The following is a 24,190-nucleotide window of genomic DNA, read 5'->3' as shown; positions in this document are numbered from 1 at the left end:
GAGTCCATTTGCCGGGTGAGCGCGGCATCCACCCGGGCGGCAAAGGAACACGCGCACCGCTACGATCCACCCAGATGCCGAATCCTGCGCATCGATCCGAGGACAACACCCCATGAAGCTCTACTACTCCCCTGGCGCCTGCTCGCTCTCCCCGCACATCGCCCTGCACGAAGCCGGCCTGGCCTTTGAGGCGGTGCCGGCGCCCACCAAGACGCACCAGCTGCCCGACGGCACCGACTACTACACCATCAACCCGCTCGGCTACGTGCCGCTGCTCGAGCTCGACAACGGTGAGCGCCTGCGCGAGGGCCCGGCCATCGTGCAGTACATCGCCGACCAGGTGCCACAGAAGAACCTGGCACCCGCCCACGGCACCATGGCGCGCTACCGGCTGCAGGAATGGCTGACCTTCATCGGCACCGAAGTGCACAAGGGGTTCTCGCCCCTGTTCAATCCCGCGACGCCTGAGGACTACAAGGCGGCCACCAAGACCCGGCTGTCGCAGCGCCTGGCCTGGGTCGACAGCCAGCTCGCCGGTCCGTACCTCATGGGCGAGACCTTCACCGTGGCCGACGGCTACCTGTTCACCGTGACCAACTGGGCCCCACGCGTGGGCGTGGACATCACCGGCCTGTCGAACATCACCGCCTGGCGCGAGCGCGTGGCTGCACGCCCCGCCGTGCAGGCCGCGATGAAAGCCGAAGGCCTGCTGAAGTAAGGCGTCAGAGCGCGCGCTGGCGCCACGCCAGCGCCGCTCCGATCCACAGGGCGCCGGCCGAAAACAGCAAGCCGCGCGCCAGGCCGCCGGGTCCGTCGGAGACGAAACCGACCACTGTGGGACCCACGATCTGTCCGGCAGCGAACACGATGGTGAACGCACTGATGCCGGCGGCCCATTGCGCCGGCGGCAGGTTGTGCCGCACCAGCGCGGTGGTGGAGGCCACCACCGAGAGGAACACGCCACCGAACACGATGCCCGAGGCCATCAGCAGCGGCCAGGACGAGGTGAGCGCGGGCACGATCGCCGCAACCCCCAGCAGGGCATTGAGCAGCGCCAGCGGCAGGCCGTTGCGGTACTGGTCCAGCAAGCCGGCCCAGACGCGCGACGAGGCCAGCACGGCCACACCCAGCAGCGCATAGAAACCCGTCACCTGCGAAGCGCTGCTGCCCTGCTCGCGCAGCAGCGCGATGACGAAGGTCATATAGCCGATGTAGCCCACGCCAAAGCCGGCGTAACCCGCGAGCGCAAAGGCAAAGTCGCGCGTGCGGTAGACGCGCGCGCCAGCCCCCAGTGCCGGCGGTGGCGGTGCCGGGTGGCCGGCCAGCACGCGGGCCGGCCAGGCCATGAGCGCGGTCGCCAGCAGGCAGACCAGTGCGAGCATCCACCACGCCCAGGCCCAGCCGTGCGCCTGCTGTGCGGCTGCCGCCAGCACCGGCGGCACCCCCAGCGCCGAAACCACGATGCCCAGGCCGGTGCCACCGTAGTAGAGCCCCAGGAGAAAGCCGCTGCGTCGCGGCTGGTGCGCGCCCAGGCGTGCGGCCAGCAGGCCACCCGCAATGAACACCAGCGCGCTGGCCACCCCGGCCAGAAGGCGCTGGGCCAGCAAGGGTGCGGCCGCGGTGAAGAAACCACTCAGGCCCATGAACAGCGAAGCCAGCAGGGAACCTACGACCAGGAGACGGGTGGGTGGCACCCGTTTCATGAGCCAGGGCGTGGCCAGCGCGCCGATGAGGTAGCCCAGCGCATTGAAGGTGTTCATGGCGCCGGCCAGCGTGTAACTCCAGCCGAGGTCTTCCCGCATCGGTGGCAGCAGCAGCCCATAGGCAAAGCGCGTGATGCCCAGCGACACCGCCGCGCCCAGCGACAGCGCGAGCGCCAACCTCACATAGGGTGTGGTGTCGGGTGATGTGGCGCGGACCATGGCCCGGCCATTGTGTGCGAAGCCGGGTCAGGCTTCCCCGAGGCCCACCGGCGCAGGGGCGCTCATCACGATGCGGGTGAAGAGGCGGTCGAACTGCGGGTCACGCGGAATGCGGTGGTTGAGCGGGTCGCGGTTGGTGGCAAACGCCGCGTTCAGCGCGTGCCAGTCGCCCTCGTCCAGGGAACGCTCGGCCTGCGGCAATACCACGCTTTCCTCCAGCCGCATGTGTTCCAGGTAGAACGCCACGTAGCGGTGCGCCTCGGCCTCGAAAGCCGGTCTGCGCGTGTCCCCGAGGTACTCCCAGGCCATCAACAGGTGCATGAGTTCGCGCACCTTCAGTTCACCTGCCATGTGGTCCCGTTCGAGCTGCTCGATCGTGGGCATCACCTGCGGCGCCGCACGCGCCACGCGCGGAAACAGCAGGTCGGATTCCTTCGGGTGGTGCATCTTCTCGGGGAATTCATCGATGTAGAACAGCATCGCGCGCAGCACATCGAAAAACAGTTCGTGCTGGTCCTTGCCCTCGGGTTCGGGTCCTCGCTGGATCATCTGCAGCAGGGACCTGAGCATCGCGGCCAGGCTGGCATGTTCATCGCGAATGACGCGCAGGGCTTCTCGGTTCATGGACAGTCTCCTCGAAGCCCGGAGCTTCCACCAACGGGCCCTGGACCGCCTTGATGTGCATCAAGGAAGTCAGCGCACTGGCGGCTTCCAGCGCTTGAGCAGCAGGGCGTTGCTCACCACGCTGACCGAACTCAGCGCCATCGCCGCGCCCGCCACCACCGGGCTCAGGTAGCCCAGTGCTGCCAGGGGAATGCCGGCGACGTTGTAGGCAAAGGCCCAGAACAGGTTCTGGCGGATCTTGCTCACGGTGCGGCGCGAAATGTCCAGCGCAGCGGCCACCAGCATGGGGTCACCGCGCATGAGTGTGATGCCCGCGGCGTGCATCGCCACGTCCGAACCGCCGCCCTGGGTGTGGCTCATGGCCATGCCCACGTCGGCAGCGGCGAGCGCGGGCGCGTCGTTCACGCCGTCGCCCACCATGGCCACGGTGTGCAGGCGTTCACCAGCGCCGGGCGCTTTCAGTTTCCGAACCATCGCCGCCTTGTCGCCGGGCAGCACTTCGGCGATCACCTCGCCGTCGTTGCCTCGCAGCCCCAGCCGCGCGGCCATGGCCAGCGCGGCACCCCGGTTGTCACCCGAAATCATGTAGAGCCGCATGCCCTGGGCGCGCAGATCTGCAATCGCCTGAGCCGCGCCGGCCTTGGGCTCATCGCCGAAAGCCAGCAACGCCAGGGGTGTCCAGGTCGCTGCGGCGGCGGCATCGCCGGGCGCCTGGCTGGCCAGCACCGACACCGTGGCGCCCTGCGCCTGCAAGGCCCGGGCTCGTTCATCCAGTGGCCCCAGCGCCGCACCCAGTTCGTCCATCCAGCGCAGGCTGCCCAGGGCGAGCAGGGTGCCGTTGACCCGGCCCTCACTGCCGCGACCGGACACCGATTGCACCTCGTGCGCTGCATCGGGCAACACCTCGATCGAGCGCGCGAGCGCTGCCGCCAGCACGGCACGGGCCAGCGGGTGGGCACTCTGCGCCTGCAGGGCCGCCGCCGTGTGCAGCACGGCCAGCTCGTCCACGCCGGGCACGGCCTCGATCACCAGCAGACGGGGATGCCCTTCGGTGAGCGTGCCGGTCTTGTCGAACGCTACCGTGTCCACCTGGTGAGCGATTTCCAGCGCCTGTGCATCCTTGATGAGGATGCCGTGCTGCGCCGCCACCCCGGTGCCCGCCATGATCGCCGTGGGCGTGGCCAGACCCAGCGCGCAGGGACACGCGATCACCAGCACGGCCACCGCGTGCAGCAGGGCTTCTTCTGCCGGGGCGCCGGTCCAGAGCCAGCTCACCAGCGTGATGAGCGCGATGGCCAGCACCACCGGCACGAACACCGCCGCCACCTGGTCCACCATGCGCTGCACCGGCGCCTTGGTGGCCTGCGCGTCCTGCACCAGGCCGATGATGCGCGCGAGCACACTCTGCGCTCCGATGGCGCGCACCCGGACGTCCACTGCGCCTTCCCCATTGAGCGAGCCGCCTGTGACCAGGTCGCCCAGCTCCTTGGATACCGGCATGGCTTCGCCCGTCAGCATCGATTCATCGGCCTGCGTGCGGCCCTGGACCACATCGCCATCGGCCGCGAATCGCTCACCAGGCAGGACGCGCACCACATCGCCGGGCAACAACTCGTCCACCGGCACGTCGGTCAGCTCGGTGCGGCGCACACCGTCGGGCAGGAGGTGGGCACGCTCGGGTCGCAAGGCCTGCAGCGCGCGGATCGCCACCGTGGTCTGGCGCTTGGCGCGCACCTCCAGCCACTTGCCGAGCAGGACCAGTGTGATCACCACCGCCGACGCTTCGTAGTAGAGGTGCACCATCTCACCCGGCTCGGCACGCCACCACAGCCAGGTGGACAGCGCCCAGCCCGCCGTGGTGCCGATGGCCACCAGCAGTTCCATGTTGCCGGTGAAGGCCTTGAGCGCGTGCCAGCCAGCGCGGTAAAAGCGCGCACCCAGCACGAACTGCACCGGAGTGGCCAGCAGGAACTGGACCCAGGCCGGCAGCATCCAGTGGCGACCGAACAGGTCGCCCACCATGGGCACCACCAGCGGTGCCGACAGCACCACGCCGAGCAGCACCGGTAGGAAGCTGCTTGGCACGCTGTGCCAGTGCGGCTCAGCGACATCGTCCCCCGCTTCCCGAGAACGGGGTTCGTAACCCGCGTCGCGCACCGCGCGCTTCACCCGCGCCAGCGCCTGGGCCTCATCCTGCGCGGCCAGCGTCACCCGTGCCGTCTCCGTGGCCAGGTTCACCGACGCATCGCTCACGCCCGCCTGTTTCCTGAGGGCTTTCTCCACCCGTGTCACGCAGGAGGCGCAGGTCATTCCCCCGATGCCCAGGTCGATCTGGATGGTCGGTGGTGGCGAAGCTTGAAGTTCGGCGGGTCGGGTCGAGGCAACGGTCGATGTCATGTGGCCAGCATAAGCTTTACCACCATGGCAAGGTCAAGCAGCACCTTGTTGCCAACTGTGAACGAAGGGAGGGATTGAAAGCGCTTGACCTTGACACCATGTCAAGGATGAGAATGCAGGCATGTTCTTTCCATTCACGTTTCAGGAATCCCCATGAACCAGATCTTCGATGTCCAGGGCATGACCTGTGGCCATTGCGAAAAAGCCGTGACCAGCGCCATTCGCCAGCTCGACCCAGAAGCCCAGGTGCGGATCGATCGCGCCAACAACCGGGTCGAGGTCGACACGTCGCAACCGAGAGAGGCGCTGGCCGAAGCCATCCGCGAAGAGGGCTACCAGGTGGAGGCCTGAACACCATGCGGTCGAATTCGATCCAGGAAGCCACAGGCAACGGCTGGCCAGTCAACATCGGCAAGGCGGCCGAGCTCAGCGGCATCTCGCCCAAGATGCTGCGTCACTACGAAACGCTCGGGCTGCTCGCTGCAGTGCCGCGCACCGACAGCAACTACCGCCAGTACAGCCAGGCCGATGTGCACACCTTGCGCTTCATCCGGCGCTCGCGCGACATGGGCTTTGGCCTCGAGGCCATCACGGAGCTGGTGGGCCTGTGGCACAACCGCAGGCGCAGCAGCGAGAGCGTCAAGCGCGTGGCCCAGAAGCACATGGATGAGCTGGCCGAACGCATCAAGGCGCTGCAGGCGATGCAGCGCACGCTGAGCCACCTGCTGGACCTCTGCCCCGGCGACGGCCGACCGGACTGCCCCATCCTGGACGACCTGGGCCACCCGGCCACAGAAGCCGAGACAGGCACGAAAAGCGGCACAAAACTTTACCAACCCGGCACATCGACCGCACAACGCGGAAACACGCGAACCCGACACTGAAGTCACTCCACACACCAGGAACCCGGCGATGTGGTGTTACTTCCTCAACGTCTCAAGGAGACCCCATGAAACTGCTTCCGAAACGCACCCTGATGGCCGCCACGCTGGCAGCCGCCTTCGTTGGTATCTCTGCCACCGCCATTGCCCAGGGCACCGCCCAGGCACCCGCCAGCCCGCCGGTGACGCAATCCGCCAGCCCGCAAGCGCCCACCCAGGCCGATGCGCAGAAACGCACCCAGCGCCACGCAGAGCGCACGGAACGCATGCAGAAGAAGATGGCCGAGCGCCAGGCGAAGCTGAAGTCCGAACTCAAGCTCACCCCGGCACAGGAACCCGCCTGGAACGCGTTCGTGGCACGCACCCAGCCCCCTGCCCGCACCGCACCGCAGCAACCGCGTGAAGACTGGTCCAAGCTGACCACGCCGGAACGCCTGGACAAGATGCAGGCCATGAAGACGGAACGCGATGCCCGCATGGCCCAGCGCACCGACGCTATCAAGAGCTTCTACGCATCGCTGGACACCGATCAGAAGAAGGTGTTCGACGACCAGTTCGGCATGGGCTTCAAGCGCACCGGCATGCACCACAAGGGTCATCACGGTGGCCACCACCACAAGGACGGTGTGAAGGGTTGATCTGCCGGTTTGTCTGTCTGTCTTGTTCTTATAGAGTTCTTTAATACAAGATAGCAGTAGTAGTAGAGGGTGCTGTCCAGTGTGGACAAGCGCCCTTTCTCTTTGTGGAGCAACCACTTGGCGTGTAGCGAACCCTGTGTGAAGTGCGCTGTTGCCCACGGGCCTGGACGGGGACAAGTCGGGTTCCGTGCCATCTGCTGTGGACAACCGGCCACTTGTTCAAAAGTTACACACAGCTTTGTCAGCACGCGCTGAAACATGCGCTGACACCTGCGCACTCGCGCGCGCAAGGATCGCACGCCACGGCTGCTAAGATGCGCCGCTTCATGGCCGGTCATGCTCACAAGGCGTTCCTGCGACGGGCCTGTCTCTGGATCCAGTTCTGCCCATGTCCGTTGCCCTCGCAGGAAACACGCCCGCCACCTTCGAAATCAAGAGCGCCCAGTTGCCCCTCGTGGCGCTCATGCTCAAGTCCTCTGATCTGAAACGCCTGGCCGCAGAATTCGCCCAGCGCTTTGGCGACATGCCGGACTTTTTCGACCACGACCCGGTGGTCATCGATCTGCATCCCCTGAACGTGGCCGAGGCCAACGCCTTGCCGGACTTCGGTGCGCTGCAGACGCTGCTGAGGCAATACCGCCTGGTGCCGCTGGCCGTGCGAGGCGGCACCATCGAACAGACCAGTCTGGCGCTGGCCGCAGGCCTGACCGCCACGCCCGATGTGTCGGTGCAGCGCGCACCTGTGGTGGCCACGGCCACCGAAATCGCTGCGCCGCCCGAGCCCCCTGCACAACCCGAACCCTCAACCGGCGCCCTGGTGATCGACAAGCCCTTGCGTTCAGGCCAGCAGGTCTATGCGCGTGGTCGCGATCTGGTGGTCATGGCCATGGTGAATCCGGGCGCGGAAGTCATTGCCGATGGCCACATCCATGTGTATGCACCGCTGCGCGGCAAGGCCATCGCCGGTGCCCGCGGCAACAACGAGGCGCGCATCTTCACCCTGGGCATGGCGCCCGAGCTGGTCTCGATTGCGGGCATCTACCGCACCAGCGAAGTTCCCTGGCCCAGCACGCTGCTGGGCAAGCCGGCCCAGGTGCGCCTGGTCCCCGGTCCGGACGGCGACCGGCTGGTGGTCGATGCCATCGGCGCCTGAAACCCTTCATTCGAATCAGAAAGAATTCTCACCATGACCAAGATCGTTGTCGTCACCTCGGGAAAAGGTGGCGTGGGCAAGACCACCACCAGCGCCAGCTTTGCCACAGGCCTGGCGCTGCGCGGCCACAAGACCGCCGTGATCGATTTCGACGTCGGCCTGCGCAACCTGGACCTCATCATGGGTTGCGAGCGGCGCGTGGTCTATGACCTGATCAATGTGATCCAGGGCGAAGCCAACCTGAACCAGGCGCTCATCAAGGACAAGCAGTGCGACAACCTGTTCGTGCTGGCGGCCAGCCAGACGCGTGACAAGGACGCCCTGAGCCAGGAAGGCGTGCACAAGGTGCTCACCGACCTGACCGCGATGGGCTTCGAGTACATCGTCTGCGATTCGCCGGCGGGCATCGAGACCGGTGCGCTCATGGCCATGCATTACGCCGACGAAGCGCTGATCGTGACCAACCCGGAAGTCTCCAGCGTGCGCGATTCCGACCGCATCCTCGGCATGCTCGGCAGCAAGACGCAACGTGCCATCGAAGGCAAGGAACCGATCAAGGAACACCTGCTGATCACCCGATACAACCCCTCGCGCGTGGCCGATGGCCAGATGCTTTCGCTGCAGGACATCCAGGACATCCTGCGCATCAAGCTGATCGGCGTGATCCCCGAAAGCGAGAACGTGCTGACCGCGTCCAACCAGGGCACACCTGCGATCCACCTCAAGGGCACCGACGTGGCCGAGGCCTACAGCGATGTGATCGACCGCTTCCTGGGTGCGGACAAGCCGCTGCGCTTCATCGAAGCGGAAAAGACGGGCTTCTTCAAGCGCCTGTTCGGGGGGAAGTAAGGCATGTCGTTGCTCTCCTTTCTCCTGGGCGAGAAGAAAAAGACGGCCAGCGTGGCCAAGGAACGGCTGCAGATCATCCTGGCGCACGAGCGCAGTGGTCGCAGCGCTTCCGAGCCCGACTATCTGCCGGCGCTGCAGCGCGAACTGGTGGCCGTGATCGGCAAGTACATCAGGATCAACCCCGACGACATCAAGGTACAGCTCGACCGGCAGGACAACCTGGACGTGCTGGAAGTCAAGATCGAGCTGCCCGATCGCAAATAGGCGTGGTGAAGGGGGAGCCATCGAGGCCAGCGAAGATTCTCCCCACGTGTTACATTACCCGGTCGCCCAAAGCGACCAGCAACGTTCAGGCCACCCGCCCACGACGTACCGCCCCCGGCAGAGGGGCCGCTGGTCCAGCCCCTCATGGGCGCCGCGCCACACCGCTCTCTCACAGCAACGTGGCCCTTTTCCTCCCTGCTGTTGCCGATGCCCCTGCCGTGGCTCGTGCGCCGATCAAGGCCTGTCGCGTTCCTGCGCCGGGCCGTTGGCCGGACCAACCAGTGGGGCACCCCGGCGCTTGGGCTGCCACCTGTATTGCTTTTGTATTCGGGCCTTGTCCCTGCTGCGGCGAAGCGCCGCGGCCCTGGCCCCCCGATGTTTTTGATGAACCACACGACACTGACCACGACAACGACCGCGAGACCGTCTCTTCTCACCCTGGGCAAGTACCGCATTGCGGCTTCCCCCCGCCTGTTGCCGGGCGGCCTGTTTGCCGCCCAGGTCTCCATCGCCAGCGGCCATGGCAGCGCCAGCACCGCGCGCCTGATCCGCTACGACAGCGCTTTTTCCACGCACGAGGCGGCCACCGACTACGCCATCGCGCAGGGCATCGACTGGGTGCAAGACACCACCCGCCACACCGCCCGCCCAAACTGACCGATACACTTCACGCAAAGGAACACACCATGGCCAAGGAAGAACTGATCGACATGATGGGCATCGTCAACGAGGTGCTGCCCGACACGCGCTTTCGCGTCACGCTGGACAACGGTCACCAGTTGATCGCCTATTCGGCGGGCAAGATGAAGAAGAACCACATCCGCATCCTGGCGGGTGACCGGGTCTCGCTTGAGCTCTCCCCTTACGACCTGACCAAGGGTCGCATCAACTTCCGCCACATCGAAGGCCGCGGCCCGATGGTGCCGCGCAAGCCGCGCTGAGCGTTCAGTAGAGCCGGGCGCGCCGCGCTCGAACTGCAGCCGCCAGCCCGTCGAGCACGGGGGCGGTCTGCTCGAATGAAATGCAGGCATCGGTGACGCTCACGCCGTGCTTCAGGGGCTGGCCGGGCGTGATGTCCTGGCGTCCCTCGGACAGGTGGCTTTCGATCATCAGGCCCATGATGCGCCGATCGCCCGCCGCCACTTGCGCCGCCACGTCGGCCGCCACCTCGATCTGCCGCTGGTGCTGCTTGCTGCTGTTGGCGTGCGAGACGTCCACCATCACCTGCTCTCGTAGACCCGACTTCTTCAGCAATGCGCAGGCCGCATCCACGTCGGCCGCGCTGTAGTTGGGCTGTGCACCGCCGCGCAGGATCACATGGCAGTCGTCGTTGCCGCGTGTCTCGAAGATGGCGGCCTGGCCCATCTTGGTCATGCCCATGAAGGCGTGCTCGGCGCGCGCGGCCTGGATGGCGTCGCAGGCCACCTTCACACCACCGTCGGTGCCGTTCTTGAAACCCACCGGGCAGCTCAGCCCGCTGGCGAGCTGGCGGTGGCTCTGGCTTTCGGTGGTGCGAGCGCCGATGGCGCCCCAGCTCACCAGATCGCTGATGAACTGCGGGCTCAGCAGGTCGAGGAACTCGGTACCCACCGGCAGGCCCAGGGCCAGCACGTCCAGCAGCAGAGCACGCGCCAGTTCCAGCCCCTCGTTGATGGCGAAGCTGCCGTCCAGGTGTGGGTCGTTGATGTATCCCTTCCAGCCCACCGTGGTGCGGGGCTTCTCGAAGTAAACGCGCATCACCACCAGCAGGTCAGCGGCCAGTGCATCGGCGCGGCCCTGGAGCAGGCGCGCGTACTCCATGGCCTGCCCATGGTCGTGGATGGAACAGGGGCCGACCACCACCACCAGCCGGTCGTCCAGGCCGTGCAGCACGCGCGAGATGTCGGCCCGGCTGCGCTCCACCAGGGCCTGTGCGGCGACGGGCGCGGGCTGCCATTCCTGCAGCAGGGCGGGCGTGATGAGCGGGCGCACGGCGCCGATGCGCAGGTCGTCAATGCGGGTGGTGTCGTGGGTGGACAGCGGCGCGGCGGGTGTGTGGGTTTTCATGGTCGTTGCTGTGCGTTTTTGTTCATGGAATGGGGCGTGCGCCCGGAATCTGTCGAAATGTCACACGGTTGCCATGTTTGAGCCCTGCCGGATTCAAGTTGCGGTTCGGTACGACCGAAACTGAATGTGACACACACGGGCGGCGGTTCCGCCCGACGGGACGAACCATGAAGACTTTGTACTGCATCTGCTCACTGGCCAGCGCGCTTGCGATGGGTCTGGCACCCGGCTGGGCCGGCGCGGCCTCCACCGATGCGCCCCAGGTGGCCAGCCCGGGTGACGCTGGCAAGTCGCAGATCTGGGTGAACCTGGGTGGCTTCTCGCGGCACTTCGCCAGCAACAAGGGCTACAACGAGAACAACCTGGGTCTTGGCCTGGAATACCGGACGAGTCCGGAGATCGCCTACATGGCTGGTGCTTACTACAACAGCGTGCGCAAGACCACGTCGTATGCCGCTGTGAACTGGCAGCCCTGGCAACTGGGCCCGGTCAAGCTCGGCGCTGCACTGGGCGTGATGAATGGCTATCCGTCGCTGGCCGATGGTGGCAGCTTCTTTGCGGCACTGCCGCTGGCCACCGTTGAAGGCCGTCACTTCGGCATCAACGTCGGTGTGGTTCCCTCGATGGGCAAGGTCGACGGCGCCCTCATCATCCAGTTCAAGCTGCGGCTGAACTGAGCGCAGCGACCGCGCGCGCCTGCATGAACGTGGGCAGGGCCGCGCGCGCGCAGCGCTGCATGGCCATGAGAAACGCGTGATCCGGTTGCGCGACGCCGTGGCGCATGCGCAGGTCGTGCTGGATGCGCGAGAGCAGCTCGGCCGCCATCTCCGCATCGGCCAGTGCCCGGTGTGTTCGGCCCGTGCGAGGCAGCTGGAAATGGTCCACCAGCGTACCCAGCCGGTGGCTGGGCGCTTCCGGGTAGAGGCGGCGCGACAGCAGCACGGTGCAGGCAAACGCGTGGGGCGCCGCTTGACCCGCAAGCGCGAGTTCAGCGCACCAGAAGCGGCGATCGAACGACGCGTTGTGCGCCACCATGGGCAAGCCACCAACGAAACGCGCGGCATCGCTCATGACGCTTTGGGCCGACGGCGCGTCGGCCACCATGGCGTTGGTGATGCCTGTGAGCTGGGTGATGAAGGAGGGAATGCGCACCCCTGCGTTCATGAGGCTCTGGTAGCGATCGACCACCGTTCCTTCCTCCAGGATCACCACCGCCACCTCGGTGGCCCGGTCACCCGCAGACGGTGAGATCCCGGTGGTTTCGAAGTCGATGACGGCGATGCGGCTCATGGGTGAGTCGTTCGTGTCGGAAGGGCGGAAGCGGCTTGTAGGACATGAGCTTATCCTGCGGCGCGAACCTTGTTGAGGGCACACCCCCATGTCATGCTCGGCGGCATGCGCGAAATCAAAATCTCGCGAACCATTCGCGTCCTCACCGTGAACATCCACAAGGGCTACAACGCATTCAACAACCGTTTCGTGCTGCACGAGCTGCGCGAGGCGGTGCGGGCCGAGCAGAGCGACCTCGTCTTTCTCCAGGAGGTCAGCGGCGCGTCGGGTCCGGCTCACGCTGCGTCCGTCGGTGCGCAGTACGAATTCCTGGCCGACCAGATCTGGTCCGATCATGCCTACGGCCGCAATGCCGTCGCCCAGGGCAAGGACCACGGCAATGCGGTGCTCTCGCGTTTCCCCGTGCGACACAGCCACAACCACGACGTGTCGATCCAGGGCGCAGAGCCGCGCGGCCTGCTGCATTGCGCACTCACGCTCGAAGAAGACGAGCCGGAGCTCCATGTGATCTGCGTGCACCTCGGGCTCAGCGAAGCCCACCGCGCCCGGCAGATGGACGGCCTGTGCGAGATGGTGAAGAAAGAGGTGCCTGACGATTCGCCGCTGGTGGTGGCCGGCGACTTCAACGACTGGCGATCGCGCGCCGATGCCTTGCTCGCCCCTGTGGGCCTGAAGGAGGTGTTTCGCGGCGCGTTCGGTCACCACGCCCGCACCTTTCCCGCCCGTTGGCCCTGGCTTCGCCTCGACCGCATCTACACACGTGGCGTGGCGGGTGCGCGCCCGCTGCCCCTGCCGCACAGCCCCTGGGCCCACCTCTCCGACCATGCGCCACTGGCGGCGGAGATCGATCTCCTGGAGGCCGCATGAACTCGCGCTGGTTACCGGGCAACCGCATCACGCTGCTGGAGAACGGCGAAGGCTATTACCCGCGTGTGTTTGAAGCGATCGCGCAAGCCCGAGAGGAAGTGCTGCTGGAGACCTTCATCCTGTTCGATGACAAGGTGGGCCGGCAACTCCACGCGGCCTTGCTCAGTGCGGCCGCCAATGGCGCCACCGTTCACGTGCTCATCGATGGCTGGGGCTCGCCCGACCTGCCAACCTCGTTCACGCAGCCCCTGCTGGATGCCGGCGTGCGCCTTCGGGCTTTCGAACCCGTTCGCCGGCTCTTCGGCGCACGCGTCAACCTGTTGCGGCGCATGCACCACAAGCTGGTGGTGGTCGACGGCGAGCGCGCCTTTGCGGGCGGCATCAACTACTCCATCGACCACCTCGCCGAGCACGGCCCCCAGGCCAAACAGGATTACGCCGTCGAGGTCGAGGGGCCGCTGGTGGGCCAGATCCAGGCGTTCTGCCGCGCCAATGTGGAGGGGCCGCAGCCGTCTCGCCGAACGTGGCTGAAACGCTGGCGGGCGATGCGCGAGCGAGCGGGCGAAGAGCGCGAAGTGACCGATGGCGCGGTCGCCGCCTTCGTCATGCGCGACAACCACCTGCACCGCAACGACATCGAACGCCACTACCGCGCGGCGATCCGCAGTGCGCAGAAACGCATCCTGATCGCCAATGCCTACTTCTTCCCCGGCTACCGCCTGCTGCGCGACCTTCGGCGTGCCGCGCGACGGGGAGTCCAGGTGGACCTGGTCATGCAGGGTCAGCCGGACATGGTCTGGGTGATGCGCGCCACCGAGCTCCTCTACCGCCACCTCATCCGCGCCGGCGTGCGCGTGCACCAGTACACCGAACGCCCGCTGCACGCCAAGGTGGCGGTGGTGGACGACCGCTGGGCCACAGTGGGTTCGAGCAACCTCGATCCCACCAGTCTCAGCCTGAACCTGGAAGCCAACGTGGTGGTGCGTGACGAGGCCTTTGCCATCCATCTGCGCGAGCGCATCGAAGCCTTGATGGCTGCGCACTGCACGCTGGTGGAGCGTCCCGTGCCCAGCAAGCTGCGATCAGCGTGGATCGGCGTGCGCAGCTTTGTGGTGTTCCACGCGCTGCGCCGCTTTCCCATCTGGATGCAGCGCATGGCGTCGAAGCCACCGCGCGTGGTGGCGCTGGGAGACGAAGCGGCGTGAGTCTTGGCCTGCGCACGCTGTGGGGCTGGACCCGAAGGCTGTTTCCCTGGGTCCTGGCAGCGATCGTGCTGGGTCTGGTCGCCCGACAGGCGCGGATGGTCGAATGGGCCGAGGTCTGGGTGGCGGTTCAGTCGCTGGCGGTGAGCCAGCTGGCCCTCGCGGCTGCCCTGGCGGCGCTCAGTTACGCGCTGTATGCCAGTTTTGACCTGGTGGGGCGGCACCTCACGCGGGCCCGGGTGTCGGTCGGCCGAAGCCTCGGCACCGCGGCCATCAGCTACGCCTTCAACCTGAATTTCGGCTCTCTCGTGGGAGGACTGGCCATGCGGCTGCGGCTGTACACGCGATGGGGCCTGTCGGCTCCCACCGTGGGCAAGATCATCGCGTACAGCATGGTCACGAACTGGCTGGGCTATCTCTGGATCGCAGGCGCCGTGCTCATCTGGGCACCTCCGCGCCTGTCGCAAGAGTGGCTGCCGGGCGCCCTGGTGTTGCGTGGCGCAGGCGTGGCGCTGGTGCTGGCGGCTGCAGCGTATGTGGTGCTGTGTTTCGTCTCGCGTCGGCGCCAGCTTTCCCTGCGCGGGCATTCGATGGAACTGCCCAGTGGGCCGCTGGCGCTCCTTCAGGCCACCCTGGGTGGCGCGAGCTGGTTGCTGATTGCCGCCATCGTCTGGACCCTTTTCGCCGGGCGGGTCGACTACCCGGACGTGTTGGGGGCGCTGCTGCTGGCCGCCGTGGCTGGCGTCCTCACCCATGTGCCCGCTGGCCTGGGCGTGCTGGAGGCGGTGTTCGCCGCGTCGCTGGCGAGCGACCGTTTGCCGGTGACGGAAGTGCTGGCGGTGGTGCTGGTCTACCGAGCCACCTACTACCTGATGCCGCTGGTGCTGGCGCTGCCCGCCTATGGGTGGAGCGAGGTCGCGGCCAGGCGCCGCTCGGCACGCGCTCAGGCGGTGGGCGACGCGCCGGTCTGATCCGGCTGATCCAGCATGTCGGTGGCCTCGGAGGCAACCGGCGGCGGGACCAGCGGCAATTCCACCGCCACGCGCGTGCCCTGGCCGGGGGCGCTGGTGATGGTGAGCTTGCCCGAATGCGATTCCACGCGAACGCGCATGCCCAGGAGACCGTGGTGGCCCGCGCGCACGCGGTTGACGTCGAAACCCACGCCATCGTCGCGCACCAGCAGCCGCGCCTGCCCTTCCTGGCGCATGAGCGACACCCAGGCTTGCCGGGCGTGCGCGTACTTGCTGATGTTGGTGAGGGATTCCTGGACCACACGGTACACCGTCAGTTCGGCTTCACGGTCCAGTTCCACCGATTCCAGTTGCGGCTGCACCAGAATGCCCAGGCTGCTCGAGACGTCCTGGCACAGCACCTCCAGCGCGGCGATGAGACCGAGCTGGTCCAGCGAAGAAGGCCGCAGGTTCTCCACGATCCGCCGCTTCACGGCAATGCCTTCGTTGAGCCGTTGCTCGATGCTGCTCAGGCGTTCGCGCGCCACCGCGGGCAGCTCGGGCACCCGGCGCAGGCGAGCCATCTCCAGCTTCATCGCGGTCAGCAGGCCGCCCATCTCGTCGTGCAGTTCGCGCGCCACGCGGCCGCGCTCGTCTTCACGGGTGTTCACCAGGTGGCCGGCCAGCTCCCGCAGTTCGGCAGTGCGCACTTCGATTTCCTGCTCCAGCACCTGGCTCTCCCTGGCCTTGCGCTCGTCGCTTTCGCGCAGCTGGCGCATGAACATCATCAATGCCATCACGGCCACCAGCACCAAGGCGTGCAGGGCGAGGCGGTTGAGCATCATGGCGTCGAACAGGGACAGGCGCGCCGTCTGCTGCACAGCGGCGGCGCGGTCCAGCACGTGGTCGAACTCCTGCCTGAGCTCCACGTACGCCTGGCGGCTTCGGTCGCTGCTGGCCAGCACGTGGGCGCGGGTGCGCTGGCCACGCTCGGTGGTGGTCATCCATTCCTCGAGCGCGCTCACGCGGTCCGCGATGCGTTGTCGCACCGCATCCACCGACACGGTGCGCCGCGGATCGGCGTCGGCGATGTACTGGAACGCGCCTTGTTGCGCCACATTGAGCGTGTCGATCGCCGCCCGAAAATCGGCGCGGTACACCTCCTGCCCATTGATCAGGTAGGCACGGGTGGCGGTCTCAGCGTCGGTGAGGGCCTGCAGGGTGCGCAGGGCTTCCAGGCGGGCATCGGTGAGGTTGATGCCGCTCTCCAGCGTTTTCTGCGAATGCTGGTAGGTGCTTTCGTTGATGGCAATGGTGATGACAGCCAGCGCCAGCACGATGGGCATGACGTAACGCGTGCGCGCGACGCGCTCGATCGATGACTTGATCATCGTGCGCTAGACCAGATCGTCGGGGGCGCTGGGCGCGCCTTCGGCCACGTGCACGCAATAGTCGATCAGGTCTTCGAGCTCGTGGGACTTGTCGAACACCCGGTTCGCGCCGAGCACCTCGCAGCGGCGGCGGATGTCCGGAGTGGCGTAATTCGTGAGCACCACACGCCGGGCCTGGAGCCCAGCTTCCTGCGCGGCCTTGAGCACACCCAGGCCAGACCCCGATAGCAGGAAGATGTCGATGATCAACAGGTCTACCGAAGCCCCCTGTCCAAGGATCCACTGGGTGGCGCTGCGTTCGTCGAGTGCGCGTCCCACCACCTCGACGTTCGTGAGCTCTTCCAGGGTGGAGACCAGGTTCTCGTAGATCACCGGGTTGTCTTCAACGATGAAGGTTCTCAGTGACGCCATGGGGGAAGGATTGGGTTGGGAGCCGTGAAAAGAAAACGAGACTGTAAACGCCTCGGGGCAGGATGTGCGGCCAAGCCGCACTACCCGCCCCGAGCTTCCTCCAGGTGTTATGCGGCGTCTGTAGGTATCGTCCTACAGACGCCGGGTGGCCTGCTTACGGGCGCACCACGATGTCGTTGCGCACCGCCTTCGCACCCGGGGTGGCCTTGGCGATGTTTTCAGCCGTGGACTTCTCGGCATTGGACTTGGCAAAGCCGGAGAGCTGCACCGTGCCATTGAGCGTTTCCACGCTGATGGAGGTGGCGCTGACCGTCTTGTCTTCGGCGAAGCGCGCCTTCACGCGGGTGGTGATGGTGGCATCGTCAACATACGCCCCCACCGTCTGCTGGTCGCGCGCAACGGCGCAGCCAGTCAGCTGAACGAGGGAAACCGTAGCGGCGACTGCCAACAGGGCGTGTGCGATTTTCATGGGGAGAGCTCCTAGGAATGATGGAAAGCGGAGCCCGGTTCAGGGACGCTTTCCGGGGGTTGATCAGCTGTTCTTCTGGACAACCAGGCGGTTGTCAACGGCCACCACGCCATCCACGGCGGCAGCCAGGGTGGTGGCGCGATCGCGGGAGTCGGCGTCGGGTGCGGTGCCCTTGAGGGCCACGCGTCCGGCTTCGGTGTCGACGTTGATCTGCAGTGCGCTCAACTGGTCGTCTGCAGCCAGCGCTGCATTCACCTTGGCGGTGATCGCCATGTCGCTGGCGCCTTCGGACATGGCCTGGCCGGCTTGTGAGCCTGCTGCCTGCATGTCTCGCGCAGCGTCCTTGGCATCGTTCTTGAGTTCGGTGCCGGCGGCCTGCGTCTGGTTGACCGCGTTGTCGACCTGCTGGCCGACGGTGGCATCTTCACGCTGGCCGCAGGCAGCCAGTGCAATGGTGGCCGCTGCGGCGGCGATCAGGCTGAGGTGTCGGGTTTGCGTTTTCATGGTGTGGTCCTTTCAGAGGCCGGCCAGGCCGGCGGTCATGGGGAATTCCAGATGGCGCTGTGCTTGGTGCTCAGAGCTTCTCGGTGGGGCGCTTGGTCGACGGCGTGTCGAACCAGTCATCACCTGCACTGCGTTCCCAGGCGGTGACCTGGCGCTCGGCTTCGTCCTTGGCCACGCCGTAGCGTTCCTGGATCTTGCCGGCGAGCTGCTCGCGGCGGCCAGCGACCACGTCGAAATCGTCGTCGGTCAGCTTGCCCCACTTCTCGACCACACGGCCTTTGAGTTGCTTCCAGTTGCCTTCAATGCGATCCCAGTTCATGTTCATCTCCTTGGAAAGTTGAGGATGTGATGTCGGGCGGCTTCTGAAGCCTGCCCCGGCTGCGTTGTTCGTATCGCGTTGCCGTGAATGAACTGTAGGTTCGCCACCGTGCACAAGATGTCGGGCAGCCAGCCGCCCCGGTGTAGGACGTATCCGATCGCAGGCCGGGGGTTTGTAGGAGGCGTCCGACGCCTGGCGCGCGCGCCGCCTGTTAAATTGCCCGCTCCCACCACCACGAACCCCATGCATTCCCAGAGGCTCACATGATCAAAGTCGGAATCGTCGACGACCACGCCATCGTGCGTTCCGGACTGCGCCAGTTCCTCACCGAACATGTCGACCTGCGCGTCACGGGAGAAGCCAACAACGGCCGGGAAGCGCTTGAGCTGGCGCGCACCGGCGAAGTGGATGTGTTGCTGATGGACATTTCCATGCCCGAGCATGGCGGTGTGGACGCGCTGCAGGCCATCAAGGCGCGCTTCCCGGATCTGCACGTGCTGATCCTCAGCGGTTTCCCCGAGGCGCAGTACGCCACCACGCTTTTGCGCCATGGCGCGAGCGGCTATCTCAACAAGGAATGTGCGCCTGAAGAGATCGTCAATGCAATCCGCACGGTGGCGCGCGGCCGGCGCTACATCAGCCCAGCGGTGGCTGAGTTGCTCGCCGATGGCGCGGTGGGTGAGGCCGAGCGTCCACCGCATGAGCTGCTTTCCGAGCGCGAACTCCAGGTGTTCCTGCGCCTGGCCAAAGGCGAGACCATCGGCCACATGGCCGAGAACATGTTCCTCAGCGTCAAGACCGTGAGCACCTACCGCACGCGCGTGCTGGAGAAGCTCAAGCTCGCCAGCAACAGCGATCTCACCTACTACGCGCTCAAGAACGGCCTGATCCAGTAGGGTTCCCGCGCCCTGCAGTCGGCGCGGTCCTACAAGCCCGCGCGGGTTTGGCTTGCAGGCGATTTGAGCGCCGATCCCTACAGTGGACGCATCGCAATGATGGTCGTTGCGAACCCATCAGGAGAGCTTCATGCTGCACTACGCCGTCGTCTTTTTCATCATCGCCCTGGTCGCTGCCGTGCTTGGCTTTGGCGGTATTGCTGCGGGCGCCGCTGGCATCGCCAAGATCCTCTTTGGTGTCTTCCTCATTCTGGCGCTGGTGTCGCTGGTGGCAGACCTGGTGCGCAAGCGCTGACCGTCCCTGCGCCTCCGTCGCGCCTCAGTCCTCGCGCATTCAGACCTTCTCACTTTTTCACAGGAGTCCACCATGTTCAAGACCCAGTCACAAGACCTCACCCGCCAGGCCATCGACACCGCCAGCGACGTGTCCGACCGCGTGGCGCGCGCCGCGCACCACAGCATCGACACCTTGCGCCACCAGGCCTCGCGCGTGGGCGACCAGACCGTCGGCTATGTGCGTGACGAGCCCGTGAAATCGCTGGTCGCTGCCGTGGCACTGGGCGCGCTCGCCGCCGTGCTGATCGGTTGGCTCGGCCGTTCGCGCAGCAACTACTGACTTGCACGGTGCCTCAGGCCGCCAGGCGCATCAGCTCGATGAAGCGCTTGGCTCCGAGGCCCAACGGCTGGTCGTTCTGCCAGACCACATCCACCCACAGCCTGAGCTGGTTGCTCATGTTGCCAAAGCGGATTTCCACCAGCTGCCCTGACGCGACCAGCGGGGCCACGAGGCGCTGCGGGAGATAAGCCCATCCGAGTCCAGCCTGCACCAGGCTGAGCGTGGCGAGATGGCTGTCGGTGCGCCAGATCTGGCGGGCGACCAGCAGCCGTGGATCGGCACCGTCGGCATCCCGGCTGGCCACCGCAATCTGACGGACATCCAACAAATCCTTCAAGCTCAGCCGATCCTGGCGCGTGCGCGCGTCGGGATGGTCAGGCGACATCACGGCCACCAGCGTCTCGTGGCCCAGTTCCTGAAAGCTCTCGCGTTCGTCCGTCCCCGGCCGTTCGAACACCAGCGCCAGTTGCGCCTCGCCTGCATGCAGCATGCGCAGCGCGGCCGCTTGGGGTGCTGAAAGCACCTCCACATCCAGCGACGGAAACTCCTGCGCCAGCCGGGCCAGCGGCTGGCTCCACGGCACCGACAGCACTTCGGGCGCGATGGCCAGCGTGAGTCGTTTCTCCAGCCCCAGATGCAGTTCCTGCGCGTGCGCCTGCAGCTGGCGCAACTGGCTGGCGAGTTGCCTGGCCTGCGGCTCCAGCGCACGTGCCACGTCGGTGGGGCGGGGTTCGCGCGTTCGGCGATCGAACAGGGCGAGATCGAGCTCGGCTTCGAGCTGCGCAATGGTCATGCTCACGGCCGATGGCACGCGTCCCAACGAGCGGGCAGCGGCCGAGAACGAGCCCGTATCCAGGACCGCAAGGAACACGCGCACGTTGTCGCTGTTGAAGGCCATGGGCTGCAACATATCAGAATTTTTGAAAGTAACTGACTTCACCCGTCAGCCAGACGCACCTAAACTGCGCCGCATGCAAGGCATCAAACGAAAAATCGTCTACGTCACGCTCTACGAGCTCATCGCCATCGCCTGCTCCAGCGTGGGGCTGGCGCTGCTGGCCGGGGCGAGCATGGGCCATGCCGGTGTGGCGGCGGTGGCGGCCTCCGCGATTGCGGTGGTCTGGAACCTGGTGTTCAACACCCTGTTCGAGCGCTGGGAAAGCCGACAGGCCACGCGCGGTCGCAGCTTGGGGCGCCGTGTCGCGCACGCCATCGGCTTCGAGGGTGGGCTCGTGTTCACCCTGGTGCCGTTGTTCGCCTGGTGGCTGGAGATCTCGCTCTGGCAGGCCTTTGTGCTGGACCTGGGGCTGATCGTGTTTTTCCTGGTCTACACCTTCGTGTTCAACCTGCTGTTCGACCGGGTGTTCGGCTTGCCGGCGTCTGCGCTGCCGACGGTGCAAGGGGCCTGATCGAACGGCCGACAGCCGCGCGTTTGCACGCGCGGCTGCTTGTGGCAGTGGCTCAGGATCAGTTGAAGCGCTGCAGGTTGCTGAGTTCGCCGTTGGCCATCAGCGTGCCGTTGGCCTCTGCATTGCGCAGTTCACCCACGACGTCGGCGCGGCTCTTGCTCATGCCGGTGTTCTCCATCAGCTGCTTCTTCACCTGCAGGGTGGAGCCGATTTCGCCGTTGTCGATCAGCGTGCCATTGGCCTTGGCGTTGCGCAGTTCCGCGGCCACTTCTGCGCGGGACTTGCCCATGCGGGTGTCTTCCATCTGCTGCTTCTTCACTTGAAGCGTGGAGCCGATTTCGCCATTGGCGATGGGCATGGAGCCACCGGCGGCGAAGGCGCTGCCTGCGGTGGCGGCGGCGATGGACAGGGCGATGAGGGAGATGCGTGCGGATTTCATGAGGAGTTTCCTTTCAGTGGTTACCGGCGAGCCGGCGTTGGTTGCCCACTGAATACGTCCCCGGCGCGCCGCTGGATTCAACTCATTTCGCGCCCGATACCTTTTCTGACAACTTTGCCTGCGCTCAGGCCGCGGCCTTGGAGTACAGCACCATCTGCGTGCAGCGGAACAAGGCGATCGTCTTGCCGGTCTCGCGGTGCGTGACCACTGCGTCCCACACCTGCGTGGTGCGACCCAGGTGCGCGGGGCGCGCCACACATTCGATGGTGCCCGTGAGCGCGGTGCCCAGGTGGTTGCTCTTGAGCTCGATGGTCGTGAAGCCACTGGCACCCTGCGGCAGGTTCGCCACGCAACCGTAGCCCGAGCAGGTGTCGGCCAGCGTCACGATGCTGCCTGCGTGCAGGAAGCCGTTGGGCGCCATGGTGGTGGGCCGCACATCGAGTTCGGCGCGCACCTCTTCAGCACTCAGGTGCGTGACCACCAGACCGAGGTGGCCGGGCAGCGCGCCTTCTCCCCGCTGGTTCCATTCGTCGACAGTGGTACGGTTCATGTGGGTCTCCTCGTTGGGGTGTGGATGGCAAAACTCAGCGGGTCCAGCTGCCCAGCCGGATGGCGATGGCCAGGGTGGCACCGTACACCACCAGGCTGAACGCCACCACGCCGAAGAACGCGGCAGGAGGCGCCTGGAGCACATGCACGCACAGCCAGCCGCCGATCACCAGCACCGTCAGCCGGCCCACGCTGGCCGTGAGTGGCCAGAACATGCGGCCGGCGCCTTGCGAGGCGAAGAACAGCGCGAGGCCGAGGCCGAAGAAGGCGTAGCAGGCGCCCACGATGCGAAGGTACGAAGCGCCGAAAGCGAGCACCGCCGGATCGCTCGTGAACAGATCCATCCACAGCGAAGGCGCAACCGCGGTGACCAGGCCGATGACGCCCGTGATGGCGGCCACCATCGCGCCACCCGTCCAGGCCACGCGCAGGGCGCGCGCGGACTGGCCCGCGCCCATGTTGGTCGCGACTATGGCGGTGAGCGCGGTGCCAAAGCCAAACGCAATGGGCACGAGGATGTATTCCAGCCGTGCGGCCACGCCATAGCCCGCCAGCGCGGCGGTGCCGTAGCTGCCGACGAAGGCGGTGGCCGCGGCAATCGACGCGTTGCTGATCACCGGGCTCATGGAAGCCGGCAGACCCACGCGCAGGATGTCGCGCATCAGCGGTCTGTGCACGCGCCAGGGAGTGCGGTTCAGGTGCACGGCGCCATCGGCGCGCAACAGGTAGAGGGCCATCACCAGGGCCGACAGGGCATTGACGGTGAGCGTGCTGGCGGCAGCGCCCGCCACGCCCAGGCCCGGCACCGGGCCCCAGCCGAAGACCAGCAGCGGACACAACACCACGTGCAGCACCGCGGTGCCCAGCAGCATCAACGAAGGCAGCAGCATGTTGCCCGCGCCGCGCACGACCGCGGCCAGCACGTTGGTGAGCCAGATCACCGCAGCGCCGCCGAAAAGCACGTTCGAATACGCCAGCGCGGTCTCCAGCGCCGATCCGCGGCCGCCCATCGCGCTGTAGATGCCGCGACCAGCCCCCAGCAGCACGGCCATGAAGAGCGCAGCCAGCAGCACGCCGAGCAGCACCGACTGCTGCGCCAGGCGGCTGGCGTCTTCACTGCGTGCGCCGCCGAGCGCGCGCGCCACGGCGGCGGTGGTCGCACCACCGATGCCGCCGGCCGACATCTGCACCATCAGCATGGACAGCGGAAACACCAGCGCAATGCCCGCCAGCGCATCGGCACCGAGGCGCCCGAGGATGTAGCCGTCGTAGCCGATCACCACGGTCATGGCGAACAGGCCCATCACGTTGGGCGTGGCCAGGCGCAGCAACGTGGGCAGCAGCGGCGCATGCAGCATCTGCTGCACGCGTGCCTGGGCCAGGGCAGCGCTCACGCGCGCGCGTCCTGCAGGTAAATCCCGGGCTCGACGGAGAGGCCTCGCTTCACGTGCTGTGTGAGCTCGTCGCCCAGGACCTCCTCGGCACCGGCCTCCAGCGCATCGAAGGCCCGGCGCACCACGTCCAGTGGCGACGTCTTGGGCATCGCGATGCCCTGCGTCATGTCCGTGTCCACAAAACCCATGTGCAGGCCCAGTACCTGGGTGCCCTGCGCGCGCAGATCGATGCGAAGGCCGTTCGTCAGTGACCACGCCGCCGACTTGCTCGCGCCGTACACGGCGAGCGTGGGTGAACTGATCCAGCTCGCCACCGAAAGCACATTGAGGACCGCACCGCCGCCGTTGGCGGCGAGGACCGGCGCGAAAGCCCGCGTCACGCGCAGGGGGCCAAAGTAGTTCGTCTCCATCTGCCGGCGGGCCGACTCGACGCCGCCATCCGCAAGAAAGCCACCGAACGCGGCGATGCCCGCGTTGTTGATGACCAGCGTCACATCGCCACAACGCCTGGCGGCCGCGGCGACCTGTTCGTCGTCATTCACGTCCAGCGCCACCGGCTCCACACCCGGCAGCGTCACGCTGGACGGGTCTCGGGCACCGGCATACACCTTGCGCGCGCCGCGCGCCAGAGCCTCGCGTGCAAAGGCCAGGCCGATGCCTCGGTTGGCACCGGTGATGAAAAGCGTGGCGTTCTGAAGCTTCATGGTGAT

General features: G+C 66.4%; 32 protein-coding genes. 17 read left to right on the top strand and 15 right to left on the bottom strand.

Features of this window, described 5'->3' with window-relative positions:
• Positions 1–112 precede the first annotated feature (112 nt).
• A complete protein-coding gene (gene gstA, locus ACTIEY_RS18835) occupies positions 113–718 on the top strand; it encodes a glutathione transferase GstA (RefSeq protein ID WP_439520680.1) in 606 nt (201 codons plus the stop codon).
• A 4-nt stretch (positions 719–722) separates the two neighbouring features.
• Here gstA and ACTIEY_RS18830 read toward each other — a convergent pair whose 3' ends face one another.
• From ACTIEY_RS18830 to ACTIEY_RS18820, 3 genes are all read right to left on the bottom strand, one after another.
• Positions 723–1,922 carry a YbfB/YjiJ family MFS transporter gene (locus ACTIEY_RS18830; RefSeq protein ID WP_439520679.1) on the bottom strand — a complete coding sequence of 400 codons (1,200 nt, stop codon included), beginning with the start codon at positions 1,920–1,922 and terminating at the stop codon, positions 723–725.
• A gap of 27 nt (positions 1,923–1,949) precedes the next feature.
• Positions 1,950–2,546 carry a hemerythrin domain-containing protein gene (locus tag ACTIEY_RS18825; RefSeq protein ID WP_439520678.1) on the bottom strand — a complete coding sequence of 199 codons (597 nt, stop codon included), beginning with the start codon at positions 2,544–2,546 and terminating at the stop codon, positions 1,950–1,952.
• Positions 2,547–2,615: 69 nt separating this feature from the next.
• The gene (locus tag ACTIEY_RS18820; protein WP_439520677.1) at positions 2,616–4,943 is read right to left on the bottom strand and encodes a heavy metal translocating P-type ATPase; all 2,328 of its coding nucleotides are present in this window, start codon (positions 4,941–4,943) and stop codon (positions 2,616–2,618) included.
• A gap of 153 nt (positions 4,944–5,096) precedes the next feature.
• On the opposite strand from ACTIEY_RS18820, the gene ACTIEY_RS18815 reads away from it, so the two are divergent.
• The 8 genes from ACTIEY_RS18815 (at position 5,097) to infA (ending at position 9,669) form a co-directional block, all read left to right on the top strand.
• Complete coding sequence (locus ACTIEY_RS18815; protein WP_439520676.1) at positions 5,097–5,294, top strand: heavy-metal-associated domain-containing protein; 198 nt, start codon at positions 5,097–5,099, stop codon at positions 5,292–5,294.
• A gap of 5 nt (positions 5,295–5,299) precedes the next feature.
• Positions 5,300–5,827, top strand: coding sequence for a Cu(I)-responsive transcriptional regulator (cueR, locus tag ACTIEY_RS18810; RefSeq protein ID WP_439520675.1), 528 nt, complete (start codon positions 5,300–5,302; stop codon positions 5,825–5,827).
• Positions 5,828–5,892: 65 nt separating this feature from the next.
• The gene (locus ACTIEY_RS18805; protein WP_439520674.1) at positions 5,893–6,462 is read left to right on the top strand and encodes a Spy/CpxP family protein refolding chaperone; all 570 of its coding nucleotides are present in this window, start codon (positions 5,893–5,895) and stop codon (positions 6,460–6,462) included.
• 388 nt (positions 6,463–6,850) lie between these two features.
• A complete protein-coding gene (gene minC / locus ACTIEY_RS18800; RefSeq protein WP_439520673.1) occupies positions 6,851–7,615 on the top strand; it encodes a septum site-determining protein MinC in 765 nt (254 codons plus the stop codon).
• A gap of 33 nt (positions 7,616–7,648) precedes the next feature.
• Positions 7,649–8,464, top strand: coding sequence for a septum site-determining protein MinD (gene minD / locus ACTIEY_RS18795; RefSeq protein WP_439520672.1), 816 nt, complete (start codon positions 7,649–7,651; stop codon positions 8,462–8,464).
• Positions 8,465–8,467: 3 nt separating this feature from the next.
• Positions 8,468–8,728: a cell division topological specificity factor MinE gene (gene minE, locus ACTIEY_RS18790; RefSeq protein WP_439520671.1), complete on the top strand. Its 261-nt coding sequence runs from the start codon at positions 8,468–8,470 to the stop codon at positions 8,726–8,728.
• A 384-nt stretch (positions 8,729–9,112) separates the two neighbouring features.
• Entirely contained in the window at positions 9,113–9,385 is a 273-nt protein-coding gene (locus ACTIEY_RS18785) for a hypothetical protein (RefSeq protein ID WP_439520670.1), read from the top strand.
• 29 nt (positions 9,386–9,414) lie between these two features.
• Positions 9,415–9,669 (top strand): translation initiation factor IF-1, encoded by a 255-nt coding sequence (gene infA / locus ACTIEY_RS18780; protein ID WP_056265133.1) that lies wholly within the window; start codon positions 9,415–9,417, stop codon positions 9,667–9,669.
• A 4-nt stretch (positions 9,670–9,673) separates the two neighbouring features.
• Here the strand turns inward: infA and ACTIEY_RS18775 are convergent, their stop codons facing one another.
• On the bottom strand, positions 9,674–10,774 hold the full coding sequence (locus ACTIEY_RS18775) for a 3-deoxy-7-phosphoheptulonate synthase (protein WP_439520669.1): 1,101 nt from the start codon (positions 10,772–10,774) through the stop codon (positions 9,674–9,676).
• A gap of 167 nt (positions 10,775–10,941) precedes the next feature.
• Here ACTIEY_RS18775 and ACTIEY_RS18770 point away from each other — a divergent pair, with 167 nt between their 5' ends.
• Positions 10,942–11,451, top strand: a complete 510-nt coding sequence (locus ACTIEY_RS18770; protein ID WP_439520668.1) for a hypothetical protein — start codon at positions 10,942–10,944, stop codon at positions 11,449–11,451.
• Here ACTIEY_RS18770 and ACTIEY_RS18765 read toward each other — a convergent pair.
• Positions 11,432–12,064: a 3'-5' exonuclease gene (locus ACTIEY_RS18765; RefSeq protein ID WP_439520667.1), complete on the bottom strand. Its 633-nt coding sequence runs from the start codon at positions 12,062–12,064 to the stop codon at positions 11,432–11,434. The two genes, ACTIEY_RS18770 and ACTIEY_RS18765, sit on opposite strands and share 20 nt — an antisense overlap.
• 105 nt (positions 12,065–12,169) lie before the next feature.
• On the opposite strand from ACTIEY_RS18765, the gene ACTIEY_RS18760 reads away from it, so the two are divergent.
• Genes ACTIEY_RS18760 through ACTIEY_RS18750 form a run of 3 tightly spaced genes read left to right on the top strand, consistent with a single transcriptional unit; the run spans position 12,170 to position 15,104 of the window.
• A complete protein-coding gene (locus tag ACTIEY_RS18760; protein WP_439520666.1) occupies positions 12,170–12,931 on the top strand; it encodes an endonuclease/exonuclease/phosphatase family protein in 762 nt (253 codons plus the stop codon).
• Positions 12,928–14,136 carry a cardiolipin synthase ClsB gene (gene clsB / locus ACTIEY_RS18755; RefSeq protein ID WP_439520665.1) on the top strand — a complete coding sequence of 403 codons (1,209 nt, stop codon included), beginning with the start codon at positions 12,928–12,930 and terminating at the stop codon, positions 14,134–14,136. The genes ACTIEY_RS18760 and clsB overlap by 4 nt, the downstream gene beginning before the upstream one ends.
• The gene (locus tag ACTIEY_RS18750; RefSeq protein WP_439520664.1) at positions 14,133–15,104 is read left to right on the top strand and encodes a lysylphosphatidylglycerol synthase domain-containing protein; all 972 of its coding nucleotides are present in this window, start codon (positions 14,133–14,135) and stop codon (positions 15,102–15,104) included. Before clsB ends, ACTIEY_RS18750 begins: the two co-directional genes overlap by 4 nt.
• Here ACTIEY_RS18750 and ACTIEY_RS18745 read toward each other — a convergent pair.
• The 5 genes from ACTIEY_RS18745 to ACTIEY_RS18725 all read right to left on the bottom strand — a co-directional run bounded on the left by ACTIEY_RS18745 (position 15,077) and on the right by ACTIEY_RS18725 (position 18,177).
• The gene (locus ACTIEY_RS18745; RefSeq protein WP_439520663.1) at positions 15,077–16,474 is read right to left on the bottom strand and encodes a sensor histidine kinase; all 1,398 of its coding nucleotides are present in this window, start codon (positions 16,472–16,474) and stop codon (positions 15,077–15,079) included. The genes ACTIEY_RS18750 and ACTIEY_RS18745 overlap by 28 nt on opposite strands.
• Before the next feature lie 6 nt (positions 16,475–16,480).
• Positions 16,481–16,885: a response regulator gene (locus ACTIEY_RS18740; RefSeq protein ID WP_439520662.1), complete on the bottom strand. Its 405-nt coding sequence runs from the start codon at positions 16,883–16,885 to the stop codon at positions 16,481–16,483.
• Between the two features lie 154 nt (positions 16,886–17,039).
• Positions 17,040–17,354: a BON domain-containing protein gene (locus ACTIEY_RS18735; RefSeq protein WP_439520661.1), complete on the bottom strand. Its 315-nt coding sequence runs from the start codon at positions 17,352–17,354 to the stop codon at positions 17,040–17,042.
• Between the two features lie 63 nt (positions 17,355–17,417).
• The gene (locus ACTIEY_RS18730) at positions 17,418–17,858 is read right to left on the bottom strand and encodes a BON domain-containing protein (protein ID WP_439520660.1); all 441 of its coding nucleotides are present in this window, start codon (positions 17,856–17,858) and stop codon (positions 17,418–17,420) included.
• Positions 17,859–17,928: 70 nt separating this feature from the next.
• Positions 17,929–18,177 (bottom strand): CsbD family protein, encoded by a 249-nt coding sequence (locus tag ACTIEY_RS18725; protein WP_439520659.1) that lies wholly within the window; start codon positions 18,175–18,177, stop codon positions 17,929–17,931.
• Between the two features lie 263 nt (positions 18,178–18,440).
• Between ACTIEY_RS18725 and ACTIEY_RS18720 the strand changes: the two genes are divergently transcribed.
• From ACTIEY_RS18720 to ACTIEY_RS18710, 3 genes are all read left to right on the top strand, one after another.
• Positions 18,441–19,073 carry a response regulator gene (locus ACTIEY_RS18720; protein ID WP_439520658.1) on the top strand — a complete coding sequence of 211 codons (633 nt, stop codon included), beginning with the start codon at positions 18,441–18,443 and terminating at the stop codon, positions 19,071–19,073.
• A gap of 130 nt (positions 19,074–19,203) precedes the next feature.
• Entirely contained in the window at positions 19,204–19,368 is a 165-nt protein-coding gene (locus tag ACTIEY_RS18715) for a DUF1328 domain-containing protein (protein WP_086126286.1), read from the top strand.
• Between the two features lie 72 nt (positions 19,369–19,440).
• Positions 19,441–19,689, top strand: a complete 249-nt coding sequence (locus ACTIEY_RS18710; protein ID WP_439520657.1) for a hypothetical protein — start codon at positions 19,441–19,443, stop codon at positions 19,687–19,689.
• A 13-nt stretch (positions 19,690–19,702) separates the two neighbouring features.
• Here ACTIEY_RS18710 and ACTIEY_RS18705 read toward each other — a convergent pair whose 3' ends face one another.
• Positions 19,703–20,587, bottom strand: a complete 885-nt coding sequence (locus ACTIEY_RS18705; protein WP_439520805.1) for a LysR family transcriptional regulator — start codon at positions 20,585–20,587, stop codon at positions 19,703–19,705.
• A gap of 73 nt (positions 20,588–20,660) precedes the next feature.
• Between ACTIEY_RS18705 and ACTIEY_RS18700 the strand changes: the two genes are divergently transcribed.
• Positions 20,661–21,098 carry a PACE efflux transporter gene (locus tag ACTIEY_RS18700; protein ID WP_439520656.1) on the top strand — a complete coding sequence of 146 codons (438 nt, stop codon included), beginning with the start codon at positions 20,661–20,663 and terminating at the stop codon, positions 21,096–21,098.
• 58 nt (positions 21,099–21,156) lie between these two features.
• On the opposite strand, the gene ACTIEY_RS18695 is transcribed toward ACTIEY_RS18700, so the two are convergent.
• From ACTIEY_RS18695 to ACTIEY_RS18680, 4 genes are all read right to left on the bottom strand, one after another.
• On the bottom strand, positions 21,157–21,537 hold the full coding sequence (locus ACTIEY_RS18695) for a DUF4148 domain-containing protein (RefSeq protein ID WP_439520655.1): 381 nt from the start codon (positions 21,535–21,537) through the stop codon (positions 21,157–21,159).
• A 124-nt stretch (positions 21,538–21,661) separates the two neighbouring features.
• Positions 21,662–22,087, bottom strand: a complete 426-nt coding sequence (locus ACTIEY_RS18690; RefSeq protein WP_439520654.1) for a PaaI family thioesterase — start codon at positions 22,085–22,087, stop codon at positions 21,662–21,664.
• 34 nt (positions 22,088–22,121) lie between these two features.
• The gene (locus ACTIEY_RS18685) at positions 22,122–23,480 is read right to left on the bottom strand and encodes an MATE family efflux transporter (protein WP_439520653.1); all 1,359 of its coding nucleotides are present in this window, start codon (positions 23,478–23,480) and stop codon (positions 22,122–22,124) included.
• The gene (locus tag ACTIEY_RS18680; RefSeq protein WP_439520652.1) at positions 23,477–24,184 is read right to left on the bottom strand and encodes an SDR family oxidoreductase; all 708 of its coding nucleotides are present in this window, start codon (positions 24,182–24,184) and stop codon (positions 23,477–23,479) included. Before ACTIEY_RS18680 ends, ACTIEY_RS18685 begins: the two co-directional genes overlap by 4 nt.
• Between the last annotated feature and the right edge of the window lie 6 nt (positions 24,185–24,190).

Origin of the sequence: Hydrogenophaga sp. (assembly GCF_051858985.1) — a bacterium.
Taxonomy (GTDB): domain Bacteria; phylum Pseudomonadota; class Gammaproteobacteria; order Burkholderiales; family Burkholderiaceae_C; genus Hydrogenophaga.
Note: the sequence above shows the minus strand (reverse complement) of the source record. Positions and strands in the feature narration are given on the sequence as shown.

What these genes read in the sequence shown, in the direction of transcription:
- minE (WP_439520671.1), top strand. Translation starts at nt 8,468, where the DNA reads ATGTCGTTGCTCTCCTTTCTCCTGGGCGAGAAGAAAAAGACGGCCAGC.
- ACTIEY_RS18775 (WP_439520669.1), bottom strand. Translation starts at nt 10,774, where the DNA reads ATGAAAACCCACACACCCGCCGCGCCGCTGTCCACCCACGACACCACC.
- ACTIEY_RS18820 (WP_439520677.1), bottom strand. Translation starts at nt 4,943, where the DNA reads ATGACATCGACCGTTGCCTCGACCCGACCCGCCGAACTTCAAGCTTCG.
- ACTIEY_RS18725 (WP_439520659.1), bottom strand. Translation starts at nt 18,177, where the DNA reads ATGAACTGGGATCGCATTGAAGGCAACTGGAAGCAACTCAAAGGCCGT.
- ACTIEY_RS18700 (WP_439520656.1), top strand. Translation starts at nt 20,661, where the DNA reads ATGCAAGGCATCAAACGAAAAATCGTCTACGTCACGCTCTACGAGCTC.
- ACTIEY_RS18695 (WP_439520655.1), bottom strand. Translation starts at nt 21,537, where the DNA reads ATGAAATCCGCACGCATCTCCCTCATCGCCCTGTCCATCGCCGCCGCC.
- cueR (WP_439520675.1), top strand. Translation starts at nt 5,300, where the DNA reads ATGCGGTCGAATTCGATCCAGGAAGCCACAGGCAACGGCTGGCCAGTC.
- ACTIEY_RS18710 (WP_439520657.1), top strand. Translation starts at nt 19,441, where the DNA reads ATGTTCAAGACCCAGTCACAAGACCTCACCCGCCAGGCCATCGACACC.
- ACTIEY_RS18765 (WP_439520667.1), bottom strand. Translation starts at nt 12,064, where the DNA reads ATGAGCCGCATCGCCGTCATCGACTTCGAAACCACCGGGATCTCACCG.
- ACTIEY_RS18705 (WP_439520805.1), bottom strand. Translation starts at nt 20,587, where the DNA reads ATGGCCTTCAACAGCGACAACGTGCGCGTGTTCCTTGCGGTCCTGGAT.
- ACTIEY_RS18745 (WP_439520663.1), bottom strand. Translation starts at nt 16,474, where the DNA reads ATGATCAAGTCATCGATCGAGCGCGTCGCGCGCACGCGTTACGTCATG.
- gstA (WP_439520680.1), top strand. Translation starts at nt 113, where the DNA reads ATGAAGCTCTACTACTCCCCTGGCGCCTGCTCGCTCTCCCCGCACATC.
- ACTIEY_RS18740 (WP_439520662.1), bottom strand. Translation starts at nt 16,885, where the DNA reads ATGGCGTCACTGAGAACCTTCATCGTTGAAGACAACCCGGTGATCTAC.
- ACTIEY_RS18720 (WP_439520658.1), top strand. Translation starts at nt 18,441, where the DNA reads ATGATCAAAGTCGGAATCGTCGACGACCACGCCATCGTGCGTTCCGGA.
- infA (WP_056265133.1), top strand. Translation starts at nt 9,415, where the DNA reads ATGGCCAAGGAAGAACTGATCGACATGATGGGCATCGTCAACGAGGTG.
- ACTIEY_RS18805 (WP_439520674.1), top strand. Translation starts at nt 5,893, where the DNA reads ATGAAACTGCTTCCGAAACGCACCCTGATGGCCGCCACGCTGGCAGCC.
- clsB (WP_439520665.1), top strand. Translation starts at nt 12,928, where the DNA reads ATGAACTCGCGCTGGTTACCGGGCAACCGCATCACGCTGCTGGAGAAC.
- ACTIEY_RS18770 (WP_439520668.1), top strand. Translation starts at nt 10,942, where the DNA reads ATGAAGACTTTGTACTGCATCTGCTCACTGGCCAGCGCGCTTGCGATG.
- ACTIEY_RS18715 (WP_086126286.1), top strand. Translation starts at nt 19,204, where the DNA reads ATGCTGCACTACGCCGTCGTCTTTTTCATCATCGCCCTGGTCGCTGCC.
- ACTIEY_RS18825 (WP_439520678.1), bottom strand. Translation starts at nt 2,546, where the DNA reads ATGAACCGAGAAGCCCTGCGCGTCATTCGCGATGAACATGCCAGCCTG.
- ACTIEY_RS18830 (WP_439520679.1), bottom strand. Translation starts at nt 1,922, where the DNA reads ATGGTCCGCGCCACATCACCCGACACCACACCCTATGTGAGGTTGGCG.
- minD (WP_439520672.1), top strand. Translation starts at nt 7,649, where the DNA reads ATGACCAAGATCGTTGTCGTCACCTCGGGAAAAGGTGGCGTGGGCAAG.
- ACTIEY_RS18680 (WP_439520652.1), bottom strand. Translation starts at nt 24,184, where the DNA reads ATGAAGCTTCAGAACGCCACGCTTTTCATCACCGGTGCCAACCGAGGC.
- ACTIEY_RS18815 (WP_439520676.1), top strand. Translation starts at nt 5,097, where the DNA reads ATGAACCAGATCTTCGATGTCCAGGGCATGACCTGTGGCCATTGCGAA.
- ACTIEY_RS18690 (WP_439520654.1), bottom strand. Translation starts at nt 22,087, where the DNA reads ATGAACCGTACCACTGTCGACGAATGGAACCAGCGGGGAGAAGGCGCG.
- ACTIEY_RS18785 (WP_439520670.1), top strand. Translation starts at nt 9,113, where the DNA reads ATGAACCACACGACACTGACCACGACAACGACCGCGAGACCGTCTCTT.
- ACTIEY_RS18760 (WP_439520666.1), top strand. Translation starts at nt 12,170, where the DNA reads ATGCGCGAAATCAAAATCTCGCGAACCATTCGCGTCCTCACCGTGAAC.
- ACTIEY_RS18735 (WP_439520661.1), bottom strand. Translation starts at nt 17,354, where the DNA reads ATGAAAATCGCACACGCCCTGTTGGCAGTCGCCGCTACGGTTTCCCTC.
- minC (WP_439520673.1), top strand. Translation starts at nt 6,851, where the DNA reads ATGTCCGTTGCCCTCGCAGGAAACACGCCCGCCACCTTCGAAATCAAG.
- ACTIEY_RS18730 (WP_439520660.1), bottom strand. Translation starts at nt 17,858, where the DNA reads ATGAAAACGCAAACCCGACACCTCAGCCTGATCGCCGCCGCAGCGGCC.